The sequence below is a fragment of the Pseudoclavibacter helvolus genome, from assembly GCF_049707175.1.
GTDB lineage: Bacteria > Actinomycetota > Actinomycetes > Actinomycetales > Microbacteriaceae > Pseudoclavibacter > Pseudoclavibacter helvolus_A.
In genome coordinates this window covers 44,682-59,426 of record NZ_JBNAFM010000005.1, presented here as the reverse complement: position 1 = coordinate 59,426, position 14,745 = coordinate 44,682, and the positions used below count along the sequence as shown (strand labels likewise).

At 64.5% G+C, this 14,745-nt stretch carries 13 protein-coding genes; 4 read left to right on the top strand and 9 right to left on the bottom strand.

Going from position 1 to position 14,745, the window contains the following annotated elements; genetic code table 11:
* Positions 1-7 precede the first annotated feature (7 nt).
* From ACPYN9_RS05480 to ACPYN9_RS05470, 3 genes are all read right to left on the bottom strand, one after another.
* A complete protein-coding gene (locus ACPYN9_RS05480) occupies positions 8-550 on the bottom strand; it encodes a hypothetical protein (protein WP_424464642.1) in 543 nt (180 codons plus the stop codon).
* The gene (locus tag ACPYN9_RS05475; protein ID WP_424464640.1) at positions 550-2,178 is read right to left on the bottom strand and encodes a polysaccharide biosynthesis tyrosine autokinase; all 1,629 of its coding nucleotides are present in this window, start codon (positions 2,176-2,178) and stop codon (positions 550-552) included. The genes ACPYN9_RS05480 and ACPYN9_RS05475 overlap by 1 nt, the downstream gene beginning before the upstream one ends.
* Positions 2,179-2,293: 115 nt before the next feature.
* Positions 2,294-3,457, bottom strand: a complete 1,164-nt coding sequence (locus ACPYN9_RS05470; protein ID WP_424464638.1) for a glycosyltransferase — start codon at positions 3,455-3,457, stop codon at positions 2,294-2,296.
* 288 nt (positions 3,458-3,745) lie between these two features.
* On the opposite strand from ACPYN9_RS05470, the gene ACPYN9_RS05465 reads away from it, so the two are divergent.
* Both ACPYN9_RS05465 and ACPYN9_RS05460 read left to right on the top strand, forming a co-directional pair.
* Complete coding sequence (locus ACPYN9_RS05465) at positions 3,746-4,873, top strand: hypothetical protein (RefSeq protein ID WP_424464637.1); 1,128 nt, start codon at positions 3,746-3,748, stop codon at positions 4,871-4,873.
* Positions 4,870-5,961, top strand: coding sequence for an acyltransferase family protein (locus ACPYN9_RS05460; RefSeq protein ID WP_424464636.1), 1,092 nt, complete (start codon positions 4,870-4,872; stop codon positions 5,959-5,961). The genes ACPYN9_RS05465 and ACPYN9_RS05460 overlap by 4 nt, the downstream gene beginning before the upstream one ends.
* A gap of 19 nt (positions 5,962-5,980) precedes the next feature.
* Here ACPYN9_RS05460 and ACPYN9_RS05455 read toward each other — a convergent pair whose 3' ends face one another.
* The 4 genes from ACPYN9_RS05455 to ACPYN9_RS05440 form a co-directional block, all read right to left on the bottom strand.
* Entirely contained in the window at positions 5,981-6,952 is a 972-nt protein-coding gene (locus ACPYN9_RS05455) for a GDP-mannose 4,6-dehydratase (protein ID WP_424464634.1), read from the bottom strand.
* Positions 6,953-6,999: 47 nt separating this feature from the next.
* Complete coding sequence (locus ACPYN9_RS05450) at positions 7,000-7,983, bottom strand: GDP-mannose 4,6-dehydratase (protein ID WP_424464633.1); 984 nt, start codon at positions 7,981-7,983, stop codon at positions 7,000-7,002.
* A 144-nt stretch (positions 7,984-8,127) separates the two neighbouring features.
* Entirely contained in the window at positions 8,128-8,844 is a 717-nt protein-coding gene (lepB, locus tag ACPYN9_RS05445) for a signal peptidase I (RefSeq protein WP_424464632.1), read from the bottom strand.
* Positions 8,845-8,873: 29 nt separating this feature from the next.
* On the bottom strand, positions 8,874-10,022 hold the full coding sequence (locus tag ACPYN9_RS05440) for a hypothetical protein (RefSeq protein WP_424464630.1): 1,149 nt from the start codon (positions 10,020-10,022) through the stop codon (positions 8,874-8,876).
* A 182-nt stretch (positions 10,023-10,204) separates the two neighbouring features.
* Here ACPYN9_RS05440 and ACPYN9_RS05435 point away from each other — a divergent pair, with 182 nt between their 5' ends.
* Positions 10,205-11,194, top strand: coding sequence for a nucleotidyltransferase family protein (locus ACPYN9_RS05435; RefSeq protein ID WP_424464628.1), 990 nt, complete (start codon positions 10,205-10,207; stop codon positions 11,192-11,194).
* A 45-nt stretch (positions 11,195-11,239) separates the two neighbouring features.
* Here the strand turns inward: ACPYN9_RS05435 and ACPYN9_RS05430 are convergent, their stop codons facing one another.
* A complete protein-coding gene (locus ACPYN9_RS05430; RefSeq protein WP_424464626.1) occupies positions 11,240-11,581 on the bottom strand; it encodes a PqqD family protein in 342 nt (113 codons plus the stop codon).
* Between the two features lie 112 nt (positions 11,582-11,693).
* Positions 11,694-13,307: a sugar transferase gene (locus ACPYN9_RS05425; RefSeq protein WP_424464624.1), complete on the bottom strand. Its 1,614-nt coding sequence runs from the start codon at positions 13,305-13,307 to the stop codon at positions 11,694-11,696.
* 316 nt (positions 13,308-13,623) lie between these two features.
* Here ACPYN9_RS05425 and ACPYN9_RS05420 point away from each other — a divergent pair, with 316 nt between their 5' ends.
* Positions 13,624-14,733: an LCP family protein gene (locus ACPYN9_RS05420; RefSeq protein ID WP_424464623.1), complete on the top strand. Its 1,110-nt coding sequence runs from the start codon at positions 13,624-13,626 to the stop codon at positions 14,731-14,733.
* Positions 14,734-14,745 lie beyond the last annotated feature (12 nt).

Below are 14,745 nucleotides of genomic sequence, written 5' to 3'. Positions count from 1 at the left end.
TTTGAAGTCAATTCGTCAGCAGACGTGGTGGCCGGGCGACGGCGTCGATACCAGGAAGGATAACGGCCAAGAGCGCGTCGATTTGTGCGACAGCCTGTTCGGCGACCGCCGGTCCGCGACCGTATGGGTCAGCGAAGTCCAGGTCGCCACCGGGCGGTGTCTTGTTGCTCGCGAGGTACGACAGCGGCGCGGCGCGGCGCGGCGCGGTCTCGAGCAATGTTGCCGCGCTGCGAATCGTGAACGTCTTCTTGACGGATCTCGGCCATTCGCTCAGCATCCAAGAGCGGTGCGTACCCTCGAATGCAAGCACGAGGTCCGCCGCCTGCAGCATCGAGGCATCAACTTGTCTGGCCGAATGGCCCGGTGTCTCTGCACCCAGTCCATGCACGGCCTGCGCGATCGTCGGGTCGATGTCCTCACCGACCAGCGCGCGGACCCCAGCGCTCGAAACCTGCCACTCGCTCGCATCGCCGAGGCGCCTACGGGCGAGGAACTCGGCCGCTGCAGATCGAGCGATGTTGGCGTGACAGACGAAGAGCAGACTCGGCACTAAGCGCCTCGTCGAGAGCGTCGGCTGGGAAGCTCAGGCTCGGTCGACGACTGCTGGGCCGAAGGCTCGACTACAACCGTCGGACGCGCAGCGGAGCGCGTGGGAGCAAGCGACTCTCGGGCCGCCGATGCGCCCGCAGGAGTTCGAGCCGGAGCGGACGGCACCGAGGAAGTCTGGGCGGGTGCCTGTGCCTGGTATGGCACGGCGAAGGCTTCAGGCTGCTCATGTCCGCGCTTGACGGACTTGAGGACCGGCATGCCCTTCTTGTCCGCCGTCACGTAGTAGCTGCGGTTCCGGCGGTATTCGTAGCCATCTGCGGTGTCGCGGGGCGGCACCATGTTCAGCACCGTTCCGAGCAGACGTCCGTTGACCTGGTCGATCATGTCGCGGGCCGCAGAGACGTCCTCGCGACGCGTGCGCCCGGCGGTCGCAACCAGCACGACCCCATCGACGCGAGTCGAGAGCACGGCGGCGTCGGTGACGGGAAGGAGCGGCGGAGCGTCGATAACCACCACGTAATCGGTGGACAACAGGCTGATGATGGACTTCATGGCCTCCGAACCAAGCATCTCGGACGGGTTCGGGGGGATCCGTCCGGAGGGAAGCACGTACAGGCCCGGGACCTTCGAAGCCACGAGCGCGTCCTCAAGGGAGACCTGGCCGCTCAACACTTCGCTCAGTCCGACCTTGCCGTCGATACCAAGCACCGTTGCGACCGTCGGTCGCCGGAGGTCGGCGTCGATGAGGATCGTCGGAGTGTTCGACTGTGCCAGCACCTGTGCCAGCGAGGTTGCGATCGTGGACTTGCCTTCACCAGCGTTGGAGCTCGTGATGACCATGGAACGAATCTCTTCATCAACGCTGGCGAAACGCAGGTTCGTACGGAGACGTCGGAACGACTCAGCGGCGATCGCGTCTGCGTCATTCGTACCGCGGTTCTTTCCCATGAGCTGCGGCGACTTGGGGATACGTCCAAGAGCACCGGCGCGAGTTGCAGCTGCGAGGTCCTTGGAAGTCCGCACCTTCACGTCAAGCGCTTTGCGGAGGAACACGAAGACGTACGCCAGGACGATGCCGATGCCGGCACCGATGAGGAGGTTGTTCCGCAGGTTCGGTGTCACCGGCGACGAGGGCTCGGTCGCATCTTCGAGCGGGAACACGGAGACCTGCGACGTGCCACCTCCGATTTGGGTTTCGATATCGGTGATGACGTCAGCCATGGCCTCCAGAGCACCGTTCGCCAGGGCAACTGCCGCCTGCGGCGAGCTCGCCGTAGCGCTGACCACGATCAGTGTGCTGTTCGGGGCGACCGTCGCCGTGAGGCGACCGTCAAGCCGCGCACCCTCTGCGAGTCCGAGTTCGGGGTTCTGCGCGATCTTCTCGTACACCGGAGCGCTGTTGATGAGCGCGAGATATCCGTTGGCCTTGGCGATGGAAGCCTCGGTCGTATCAAACGCGAAGCTGCCGTCGGTGGACCCGCCGGTAATGACATACCCCGAGGATCGCGCTTCGAAGACGTGTGGCTGCAGCTGGGTATAGCCGAAGGCCCCGATCAATCCGATCACGAGCCCGATGGCGAGCGTTCGCCAGTTGCGACCCGTGAGCCGGATGAAGTCAAGTACGGTCACGCCGCAACCCTCTCTCTGACACAGCAATTCGCGCTCGAGGCTGGATGCCTTCGGGCGCGAGGAGATTCCACAGTAGCAAGTTCATGACGATTGGCAAACGCTTGAGCGCACACCGTCAAGCCTGCTCCCGAGCCAGCGTCTCGTCAACCACTGCCTGCAACTTGCGGGCGAAGGCATCTTCCGAGAACTCACGCGCGTGCGCTTTGATTCGGGCGACATCCCAGACGTCAAACCGAGACGCGGCGACTGCTGCCGCGATCTGCGCAGGTTCGGCCCTGTCGAAGAATCGGCCGGTGACCCCTTCGGAGACCGTGTCGAGGTAGCCCCCCGCGCGCAGCGCGATGCTCGGTTTTCCCCAGGCTGCTGCCTCAACCACAGTGAGCCCGAAGTCCTCGAACGAAGGCGCAAGCAGCGCCCTGCTCCGCGCGTAGAGCCAGCGCAATTCTTCGTCGGTGATACCAGAGACGAGGCGAACGTTGTCTGGCAGAGCTGCGACGAGTTCAGCTCGCTGCGGGCCGTCGCCGACGATGACAAGGCGCTCGCTCGGAAGCGATCCGATGGCGGCTATCGCCTTGTCAACGTTTTTGTATGGCATCAGTCGCGAGACCAAGAGGAGGTGTCCGCCCTCGCCGACGAAGTCTTCGATTCCTGCAGCCGGGATTCGAGGTCCGTTGATATTCACGCTCTGCGCGGGGTAGACGACCTCTGACTCCCGACCGTAAACCTGCCGAACACGTTCTTTGATCGCCGAAGAGTTCGAGATGTAGGTGTCGACTCGACGTGCGGCTCGTTGATCCCAGATCCGCAAGAATGGGGCCAATACGCGCAATCCGATCGCGCGGAGCGAAAAACGGCCAGCGTCTCCGAGGTACTGGTCTCGGAGGTAGAGGAATCGAGCGGGTGTATTGCAGTAGGCGACCATGCGCCCTGTTGTTCTGAAGCCGTGCGCCCACCCCGTTGTCGACGCGAGCACCACGTCAGCGTCAATCCTCATGGCCGAGCTGGCGGGCGCCAGGAAGGGCAACGCCTTCCGGTGGTCGCGACGGAACACGCCGATCTTGTTGATCGGTGACACAACGATGTCGAGGTCCCGAAACTCGGGGTACGTCGTCTCCGGGTCGTAGAGCGTCGTGTAGATGGGCGCGTCCGGAAACGCGTGATGCATGGAGAGCAGGAGCCGCTCGGCACCACCGCGCTGCGTGATGTAGTCGTGAGCTATGGCAACGCGTGGTCGCGCAGGTACGCCCTCATTGTGTTGAGCTCTGTCGCTCTCAGCCATGCAAAGCCACCCGACTCTTATGCTTGCCCCCGGCGATCCCATGACCGTCCGCACTCCATGCTACGTGCGGGCCGCGAAAAACCGTGGCGATCGAACGCGACAGGAGGCGCCCCCCCCCGGCTGCCTCTGTCGAAGCGCTGTTGGTCAGCGCCAAGAACACACCGTAGCATCGTGTACGTGATAGACAGTTCGACCCAAGGCGGAGAAGCAGCCACCCGTATCGGGAGACTTAGGTCCTCGCTCCTAGAGGCTGCGGACACTCGGATCAGTGACTCCATCTTGATGGCGTTGTTCATCGTGATTATCTTCGTGCCCGGCACGGCCATCGGCATCCACTTGATCGCGGCATGCGTTCTCGTTGCTATTGCCGCATTCCGACGGCCCACCCGAACCCTCGCTGGCGCCCACTGGTACCCAGCCATCTGCATCGGGATCCTCGCCTATCTCGGCGTCGTGGCACTCCTCACGGGTCTCGGCCCAGAAGACATCAGTCGCATGGGTCGCATTGGACTGCTCATGGCGATTGCAGGCTTCATGGCCACCGGTCGCATCAGCACCGAATCCGGTTTCCGCGGCATCTTGGTCGCCCTGGTCATCAACGTTCCGCTGTTCTACGCCGGCATCGCGCCAGACAACTACGGCGGGCTACTCACGGGCTACCTCGGCGACAAGAACGTCGCTGGGCTCACATACGCCGTCTTCACAGTTCTGCTTCTCGTTCTCACAACAAAGTTCTGGCCGCGGCTGCTGATCATCGTGGGCGGGGCCGCCTGCGTGGTACTGACCGACTCCCGGACATCGATGGCTGCGCTGACTGCGGGACTGATCTGGCTGGTCCTGGCGCCTCGAATCGGTCCGTTCTTTCGAGCACTGCTGGCGGCCGGCTTGTACGCGGCCTTCGATTTCGCCGAACGCAACCTCGCCCAGACTGGTGCCTACGCGGCACGAAGCGGATCAGACGAGCTTCGCGATCGCATTGACGCAGCTTCGTTGGAGAAAGTCCAGGCCGCGCCTTGGTACGGATCGGGACTCGGCGAGGGCACGGTAGAAGTGGCCGGGGACACATGGTTCTTTCACAACGCCTACTGGGGCCTCTGGATCGACGGTGGCGCTCCGTTCACCATTGCAGTACTGGCCCTCTGCGCGTTTGCAGGCTTCCAATTCCTCGCGAAGGGCAAGCCGACCCCGGGTGCCAGGATCGTCGAAGCCGCGATGGTCACGCTCCTGCTTTGCTCATTCCGTCTCGGTGAGACGTTCTTCTCGATTCCAGGATTTCTCATCATCGGAGTCGGACTCAGCATCTACCTGCAGCGTCACGCCCAGTGGACGCTCGACGAGAATTCGCGCACTGCGCACGAACTCAGCGAACATGTCGAGCGACTGACGTTGGCCGCCCGTATTAGGCGAGAGTCGTGAGCAAAGCAGGACCTCTCGGGCCACGCGTGCGTGACACACAGGGCGTTCGTCCTGCTCAGACGATGGCCGTGGCGCTCAGTACTCGACACAACGCGCTCAACTTCGTTCGACTCGTGTTGGCGGCGGCCGTCATTTTCGGTCATTCCTGGAGCATCGGCGGCTTCAGCCAGACTGCATTTAGCTGGCTAGGGGAATGGGCCGTCTCCGGCTTCTTCGCCATCTCCGGCTTTCTAATAGCTGGGTCGCGGATGCGGCTTCCGTTCTGGACGTTCACTCTTCACCGCAGCCTCAGAATCTATCCAGCGTTCTGGACGTGTATCGTCCTGGTCGCTTTCGTCGCGGCCCCCTTGTCGACGCTTATCAGCGGAGAGCGCTACGAGCTGGCGAGCGGGCTCGCGTACGTTTGGAAGAACTTCACGCTCTGGGTCTTCCAGTACGGCATCGACGCAACACTGACGTCGGTACCGTTCCCCGGCACCTGGAATGCGCCCCTCTGGACGTTGAAGTACGAGTTCGCGGCCTACATGATCGCAGCGGTGCTTCTCACGTGGACCTGGATCAGGCGCCACGCGCCAGTTGTTGTGACTTCGGTCTACGTATTCCTCGCGGTGGTGGCCGGAACGGTAGTCGCACTAGGAATTTCGAATGACTTCGCACTCAACGGAACGCGACTCGGGTCGTTCTTCCTGGCGGGCATGGTTATCTATTTCTTTTCCGAGCGCATTCAACTAAAGTTCAGCTACTTTGTAGTCGCGTCGCTCCTCTTTGCCGGCCTGTCCGCCTTCGGCTTACAGGGGGTAGCTGGACACCTCGCATTCGCCTTCATGGTCCTCTGGCTCGGGGCACGTCTGCCCATCCGCGTGGGGGTGAAGAACGACATCTCCTATGGCGTCTACATCTGGGCATGGCCTGTTCAGCAGTATCTTGCCCTGCTGGGAACGCAGTGGCTCGGTCCGTGGGGTTCGGCGCTTGCTGCCACACTCCTCACGATCCCACTCGCCTGGGCGTCCTGGAAGCTAGTAGAGTCGCCCGCCATGGGCCTTCGGCGATTCTTTCACCGACCATCGCCACCAGCGATCACGCCCTGACGAACGCGGGACTCAGGGGCTATACCTGCGAGTTCGAGACCCCGCGCAGGTCACGCTCAACCATCGCCGCCACCGTATCTGCAAAGCTCTTCGTCGGAGCCCACCCGAGATCGTCACGCAGTTTGCTCGCATCCCCGCGAGTCTCTGCAGCATCCACGGGCCGATAGAAGCGTTTGTCGATGACGACGTACTGTTCCCAGTCTTCGACACCGGCGGCGGAGAACGCGGCGGCGACGAACTCGCGAACCGTGTGCGATACGCCGGTCGCAACGACATAGTCGCCCGGCTCATCCGCATTCATGACGCGAACCATCGCATCCACGTAGTCGGGAGCCCAACCCCAGTCGCGCTTCGCATCGAGGTTCCCGAGTCGCAGCTCTGAATCGAGACCAGCCGCGATGCGGGCAACGCCGTTCGTGATCTTGCGAGTCACGAACGACAGAGGACGACGCGGCGACTCGTGGTTGTACAGGATGACCGACGCCGCGAACTCCCCCTGCGCGCGCGCGAAACCGACCGCGTGCTGCGCGTAGGCCTTCGCTGCGCCATATGGGTTCGTGGGCGCGATAGGCGTCGACTCGGATTGCGGAGCTGGCGCGCCGTCACCGAAGATCTCGCAGGACGAAGCCTGGAGGAAGCGAGCACCGTGACCGGTGCGTGCACGAACCCGCGAAGCACCCTCGAGCAATCCTGCAACCGCGACACCCGACACGAGTCCCGCGAGAGCGGGTTCCTTCCAGGACTGCGCCACGGAAGAGAACCCGCCGATGTTGTAGAGCTGCTGCGGCTCGACCTCATCGACGAGATCGGGCAGCACGCCCACGTTCGAGAGGTCAGCCAGGTGGGCCGTCACGCCGGCGAGTTTGCCGAGGCTACGCGCCTCCTCAGGGCTGCGCACGACCGCATGCACGTCATCGCCTCGCTCCCGCAGCACGTCCAGCAGGTAGCTGCCGTCTTGTCCGGTCGCACCGGTCAACATGATTCGTGCCACAACTCGCCCCTCTGAAGTACCTGACTAACGCTCTCGAGCGTGAGAGGTCAGCGATTCAGCTGGGCCTGCTCCTTGAGGTCGCTTTCGACCATCATCTGCACGAGACTCTCAAACGATACCGTCGGAGTCCAGTCGAGCTTCTCGCGAGCCTTGGACGGGTCACCGATGAGAAGGTCGACCTCGGCGGGACGCATGAACTCTGGCGCCTGTCGCACGTACGACTCCCAGTTCTCGATCTCCGCAGCCTTGAACGCGACATCGAGCAGTTCCTTGATGGAGTGCGTCTCGCCCGTAGCAACGACGTAATCGTCGCCCTCCTCTTGCTGGAGCATGCGCCACATCGCGTCGACGTAGTCGCCAGCGAAACCCCAGTCGCGCTTCGCGTCGAGGTTGCCCATCACGATCTCGTCCTGCAGGCCCAGCTTGATGCGAGCGACCGCCTGCGTCACCTTCCGCGTCACGAACTCCGGACCACGACGGGGCGACTCGTGATTGAACAGGATGCCGCTCGACGCGTGCATTCCGTACGACTCGCGGTAGTTGATGGTCATGTAGTGCCCGTAGGTCTTCGCGACACCATACGGCGAGCGCGGCCAGAGCAGCGTCTCCTCGCTCTGCGGCACCTGCTGCACCTTGCCGAACATCTCCGACGACGACGCCTGGTAGAAGCGCACCTTGTCGAGGTCAGAGCCCGCCCAGAGGCGCGTGGCCTCGAGGATGTTCAGAACACCCTTGCCGGTCACGTCGGTCGTGACCGATGCGTTCTCCCACGAGTACGCGACAAACGAGATCGCGCCAAGGTTGTAGACCTCGTCAGGCTGCGAAGCGTTGAGCACTCGAGTCAGCGAGGACGCGTCAGTGAGGTCGCCCGTCAGGATCTTCACGCCGGGAACCGTGCGCTGAACGAGCTCCAGCTTCGGGTTGTTCTGCCCGCGAATGAGCCCGAACACTTCGTAGCCCTTTCCGAGCAGCAACTCTGCAAGGTAAAGGCCGTCCTGGCCAGTAATTCCCGTAATCAGGGCGCGTGGCATCTACATTCTCCGCTTCGTCGTTCGCGGACTCTTCAGATGAGTCCGCTGAACACACTAGCGGGGGCGAGGGGCAACTGGGCTGCCGCAGGTGAATCTCGTGTACGAATTCCGCGAAGATGACGCGATTCTTTCCCACTCGGGGCACTAGACCCCGCCGAACCTCGGCAGCGGCCACACGATCGAGAAGACTTCACCGACGACGTCGTCATCGCGCACGGTGCGGAGGCACGACGCATCCACTCCCCCGCCGCGGCAGGCGGCGAGCGAGTCGGAGGAGTTCGTGCGGTTGTCGCCGAGCACCACGATCTGCCCCTCCGGCACGGTGAACTCGTCGAAGCAGCGAAGCGAGGCGGGCGAGGTTGAGCAGTCGAGCGTGCCAGCCACGAACTCGAAGTCGAGGTCGACGTACGAGCCCTCGTCGAGCGCTGTGCCGTCGACCACGATGCCACCGGTGGCGGGGTCGACCGACATGGTCTGCCCGCCGGTCGCGATGACGCGCTTTACGAGGATGTGCGAGAAGCCCTGGCCGATGCCGAAGACCTCGCCGACTACGCGCGCCGCGAAGCGCAGCGGGTCGCTCGGCGGCTCCGGCGGAGCCTCGTCCCAGGTGTCAGACGCCGCGAACACGACGATGTCGCCCGTCTCCGGCTCGGCGTCGCCGAGGTACGCGAGGCGGTTGACCAGGATGCGGTCGCCGACGGCGAGCGTGTCATCCATCGAGGCCGACGGAATCGCGTAGACCTTCACGAAGAAGGCCTGCACGAGCGCGAGCACGGCGAACGCCGCGACCAGGTGGAACAGCGGATGCGACGTGACGCGTCGCAGCCGAGAACGAGGGGCTCGCCGTGGCGCCCCGCTCACGCGCTCAGCGTGAGGCGCTGACGCTTCGCTCACTGCCCGGCCGTGTTGCCGACGACCGCAGCCTGCGAGCGCTCCACGAGGTTGGCCTCGACGAGGCCCTCGAGGGCGACCTGGACGAGCTCGCGCGAATCCGCCACCTCGCCGTACTGCTCGATGAGTTCGGTCGTCAGCTGCGTGAGCGTGACCCACTCACCCAGGAGCTCCCAGAGTCCCGGGGCGATGCCCGCGAGCTGGCGCACGATTCGCGACTCGAGCGTGACCGCCTCGTTGGCGAACAGCAGCCAGTGCACGCCAGCCGCCCGACGGTAGGAGTCTTCACCGACGGTCGCGGCCGGCGTGGATGCGTCAGCCTCGCTGTGTCCGGAAGTCCACGGCTGCACGTCGCCGTGCGACGACAGAATCTCGGGAACGAGGTTGACCACCTGGGCCGCCTCCGAGTAGGTGACCCGGCGCACGCCGTTGGTCGAATCGATGAGCTCGGCAAGCTGCACAAGCGGATCGGGAAGGGCAGGCAGGTAGCTCAGCTCCGGCACCATCCAGCCGATGGCACTGCCGGTCGCGACGGGCGACAGCTGGGGACCACCTTCGAGCTCGTGCTCCTCGACCCTGTGGAGCAGCACGATCGCGGCGATCTTGAGCGGCGCATCCGGCAACGGCCGCAGGCCGAGCTTTGCCGGCGAGATCTGCTGTTTCGGCTGGGCGGGGTCGACGATGACCGAGAGCGGCTTGCGATAAGGCAGCACGTTGCCGTCGAAGTCGATGGCAAGGGTCTCATCGGTGACATACCCGAACTCGCGGCCCAGGGTCTTGGCGAGCGTCGTCTTGCCACGGCCAGAGGGGCCGACAAAGGCGATGACCCGACCGTCGTCAAGGGCAACACCAGCTGCGTGGATCATCACGAGGCGTCCGCCGTTGTGCTCGATCGCGTCGAGCGTCACGAGGGTCGAGATCTGCGACGCGAGGTCGGCAGTGGAACCCCCAATCGCATCCCCAACCTCAGGCTCGTCGAAGGGCGAGAGCGCGAGACGATGCGTCTCGTCTGGCTCCCCATCCCCCACCTGACCGGTCACGTCTGACCAGGATTCCCGCAGATCGGCCTCGAACTCCGCCGAGATGCTCTCATCGAGCTGGAGTTCGACGTCTACGCCAAGGGGATTCAGGCGCAGTGTTCTCGTCATGGTGCACACACTACCAAGCGCACGAACTCTTGGAACGGAACAGGGCAGTGCTCCCCACTCTGGGACAAAACAGCACACCAGCCCAGAACCACGCATCACCAGGGACGCGCATCCGCTCGCCGACCTCGATATGCTCGGTCTGGTGAGCTCTCTCGGCTCGCGACGCAGATCGAAGGACCTCAGTGACAGCAGCGGGCGCGTCTCAGGACGCCGCGACCATCGCCTTCTCGGTGAGCGATGGTGTTGCCTTGTCGACGGCCCTGACCCAGCACGTCGCGCGCCAGCAGGGCATCCGCATGCTGGTCATCAAGGGCCCCATCTCGGCAGACCTGGGACTCCGAACGCGCCGCTACTCGACTGATGTCGACATCATCGTCGAGCCGACCCGAGCGAAGGACCTGATCGGAGCCCTCGGCGCCTTTGGCTGGACGCCCCGCCCCTGGCCCGACTTCCCGAAACTCCTCGAGCAGCACTCGCGCACCCTCATACACGAGTCCTGGCCCAACGACATCGACGTGCACCACTACTGGCCGGGCTTCCTCGGCGAGCCCCAGGCTGCATTCGACCGCCTGTGGCTGCACCGCATCCAAGTCGACGTCGCCGGCCACCCCATAGACACCCCTGACCGCGCGGGAAGCGCGCTCGTGCTCGCTCTGCACTCGCTCCGCGAGGAGGGCCAGGTCTCAGCGGACTCCAGGCAGATGACCGAGTACTCGGAGCTGGTGGATGCACTCAAGAAGATGGACCCCTCGGACGCGGAGTTCGTCTCCGACGCCCGCGGGTCGACATCGCTCACCGAGCAGGTTCTGCAGGACGCGGTAGGCACCGACTCGACACAGACGGCGCGACGCTTCCTCATCGACCTCGGCCACGACGTTCCGCTCATCCCGAACTCGACGGCGAGCGAGGCGCTTCGACTCTGGCGACTCAACGCGAAAGCCGAGCACGCCATGACCGGGTGGATGCTCAAGCTTCAGCGGGCGCCACTCCTCAAGAAACCCGGCATCGCCGCCCGCGCCTTCTTCCCCGCGCGCGCCGATCTCGAGGCGATCGACCCCGAGCTGCGCAACGGAACGATCAGCCTGCGCAAAGCATGGTGGCGCCGAGTGAGTCGCGGGATGCACGGACTCGTGCAGGCACGACGCGACCTGCGCGCGTTCGACGAACGCTGAGGCGGGAACGCTCAGCCACTGCCGCGCAGCGGCGCCAGCGGCGAACTAGGCCGGCGCCGCGTCTTTCGTCTGCAGCAATTGCGCGGCAAGCAGCTGCGTCACAAACGCCACGACCTGCTCACCGATGACCTGCTCGTCAAGCCCATAGTCGGCGGCGAGCTGGTTCACGATGAGACGCACGGGGCGCTCCCCGTCGAGTTCATCCCAGATGACCACCGCCGTACCACTTAGCACAAGCGGCTTGCACGCGGTATCCAGGAGCGAGAGCACAGTGACATCACCACTCTCGTCGTCGCGGACAAGCGCCAGCGCGGCCACGGGAGCGACAACGGCGTCGAAAAGCTGGTGATCGCCCTCGCTCGGCCACTCACCCGTCCCCTGGTTCATCCCGCAAGCCTACTGTCCACTCGCGGTGGCGCGAGCGCACCCGCGCACACGACGCGAAAAAGCGGCGACGCCCCTGAGGGGCGCCGCCGCTGCGAGCTGCGTCGAGTTCCGCCTAGTAGGCACCCTCACTCGCGACAACTGCTCGGGCCGTGCGGAAGAGGATGACGAAGTCGCCGGCCATCGACCAGTTCTCGACGTAGTAGAGGTCGAGGCGAACCGTCTCCTCCCACGTCAGGTTCGAGCGACCACTGACCTGCCAGAGACCCGTGATGCCGGGCTTGACCATGAAGCGACGATGCACGTGGTCCTCGTACTGCTTGACCTCGCGGTCCAGCGGCGGACGTGGCCCGACCAGCGACATCGAGCCGCCGAAGACGTTGAACAGCTGCGGGAGCTCGTCGATCGAATAGCGCCGAATGAACTTGCCGACCTTCGTGATGCGAGGGTCGTCCTTCATCTTGAAGAGGATGTCATTGCCCGCATCGCGGCGCTCGCTCTGCAGCTTCTTGAGCACCTCTTCCGCATCGGCGCGCATGCTGCGGAACTTCCACATCGTGAAGCGCGAGCCGCTGTAGCCGACGCGCTCCTGCTTGAAGAACACGCCACCGGGCGACGTGACGGCGACGGCGATCGCCGTGCCGATGAGCAGCGGCGAGAGCACGAGGATGAGCAGACCGGAGACGAGCACGTCGAACGCACGCTTGAGCAGCAGCCCCATGCGCGTGAACTTCGGAGAGTCGACGTGCAGCAGCGGGAGGCCAGCGACCGGGCGCGTGACAATGCGGGGTCCACCCACATCCAGCAGGCCGGGGGCGACGATCAAGAAATGACGCTCTGGGTCGAGATCCCAGCCCACCTCGCGCAACCACTGCGTCGACGTGACATCGTTGCCCGCGATGACCACCGTGTCGGCGCCGATGGCGTCGAGCGAGCCGGCCAGGTCTTCGGGGTTTCCGCCGATCGGTACGTCGGTGCCGGGGAGGAAGTCGGGCGACGTCGGGTCGAGCTCGCCGCTCTTGCCGTCGATAAGGCAGGCGCCGACGACGTTGTAGCCGGCAGCCTCGCGACGCGACAGGTCGCGGTTGAGGTCGAGCACCGAGTAGCGCGAGCCGACCAGCAGCACCCGAGCCTGCAGGTTGCCGCCCTTCCGCTGACGCACCAGCCACTGACGGCCGATCCAACGCGACAGGAGCAGGGCGACCGTGCCGATCGGGAAGGCGATGAGTACGTAGCCGCGAGCGAGCTCAAAGGCAGAGAGGTACGCGAAGATCGAGACGATACCAGCGAGCATGAGCGAGGCGTTGAAGACGCCGCGGTACTCCTCGAAGCCGGAGCCGAGGATGCGGTAGTCGCGAGTGTCGAAGAGGGAGAGCATCCATGCCCAGCCCGCGACGATGACTGCCGAGACCAGCCAGTACGAGACCTCGCTGCTGATGAATGCGTTGCCACCGGCGGGGACGGCCGCGTTGCCGCCGCCGAGCCAGACGAGCTGAGCGCCGACCATGACAACGGCGAGGACCGCGAGGTCGCTGACGACGAGAAGGCGGGAGTAGCCCTGGCGCCAGTTCGCGCGGCGCTTGATGTTGCGCTGCACGCGAGCGGTCGGCTCAGCAGAGGTCTGCGCGAAGTGCGGCTCGACCGAGGGCACTGAGTTGCTGTCGCGGACATCTTCGGTCGTCACGACCGGGATCTGCGCGGTAGCGGGCCCTGAGGAGGGAGGCGTCACGTGTGCTCCAATAAGAGATGAGTACTTCTTGGTGCGCACACCTCGTTGGTACCGGGCATGCGCGTCGGGTCTCCACGGCTTTAGGCCGCGCTCTGTCCGGGCCTGTGGGCTCGTCATAGAGATCCTGGGTGCCTCCTGAGAGTATCCCAACGTTCACGCATAACGAAAGGGTCACTCCGGTCTTTTTTGCGCATCGCTGGCGTGTTTTCCTGCCCGAAACATGTTCGGTGTGTATTCACGTGCGAATTCATGCATTCGCACCCAGCCCAGCCGCCCGACTCGTGCCCGAAACCGGCCCCGTGACATACTCGCCTGCATGGAGCAGACCCCAGGCCAGGCTTCGTCGCGCCCGCAGAGCAACGACGACGCCCTCTCAGATCTCTTCGAGCACGACGCAGCCGGCGGCTCGGACGGCACCCGTCGCGGGGCCCGCACGGAAGGCAAGAAGAAGCGTCGCGGCCCGAAGATCCTGCTGTGGACGCTCGTCGGAATCCTCGTCGCGGCCGTCGCGGCCGGCGGGATCCTGTGGTGGAACGTGCAGAGCCGGTTCGACGCTATCGAGAAGATCGAGGACGTGTTCCCCGATGAAGCCGGCCGCCCAGCGCAGGTCGTGACCGACGCCGGCGAGCCGGTGAATATCCTGCTCCTCGGCAGCGACTCGCGAGCCCCGGGCAGCCCGTCGATCATGACCGACCTCGGCAGCCGCAGCGACACCATGATGCTCGTTCACATCCCCGCCGACCGCAGCGACGTGCAAATCATGTCGATCATGCGCGACAGCTGGCTCGCGATCCCAGGGCACGGGGAAGCCAAGATCAACGCGGCACTTTCGTACGGTGGCGTTCCGCTTGTCGTGCAGACCGTCGAGGGTCTCCTCGGGCAGCGCATCAATCACGTTGCCGTCGTCGACTTCGACGGCTTCGCCGGCATCACGGATGCGCTCGGCGGCGTCACGATCAGCAACGACGTGGCCTTCACTTCGTCACACAAGGCCGGGCACCAGTTCGCAGCCGGCCCCATCACGCTCAACGGCGAAGAGGCGCTCGCGTTCGTGCGCGAACGCTACGCCTTCACCGACGGCGACTACCAGCGCGTGCGCAACCAGCAGGCCTGGGTTAAGGCGGTGCTCGACAAGATGCTGAGCACCGAGACACTGACGGACCCCGCGAAGGTCAGCGACATCATCACCAAGTTCTCGCCCTACGTCGGCGTCGACGACACGTTCACTCTGCAGACGATGATCGACCTCGGTGTCTCGATGCGGGACATTCGGAGCGGCAACGTCCGCAGCTTCACGCTCCCCACGAACGGCACCGGCATGGTCGGCGACCAGTCCGTGGTGTTCCTCGACACCGTCAACATCGCCGAGCTGAAGAAGCACCTCGCCGCCGACACCGTCAGCGAGTACCAGCCGACCGGTCGCTGACCGAATCCCGAA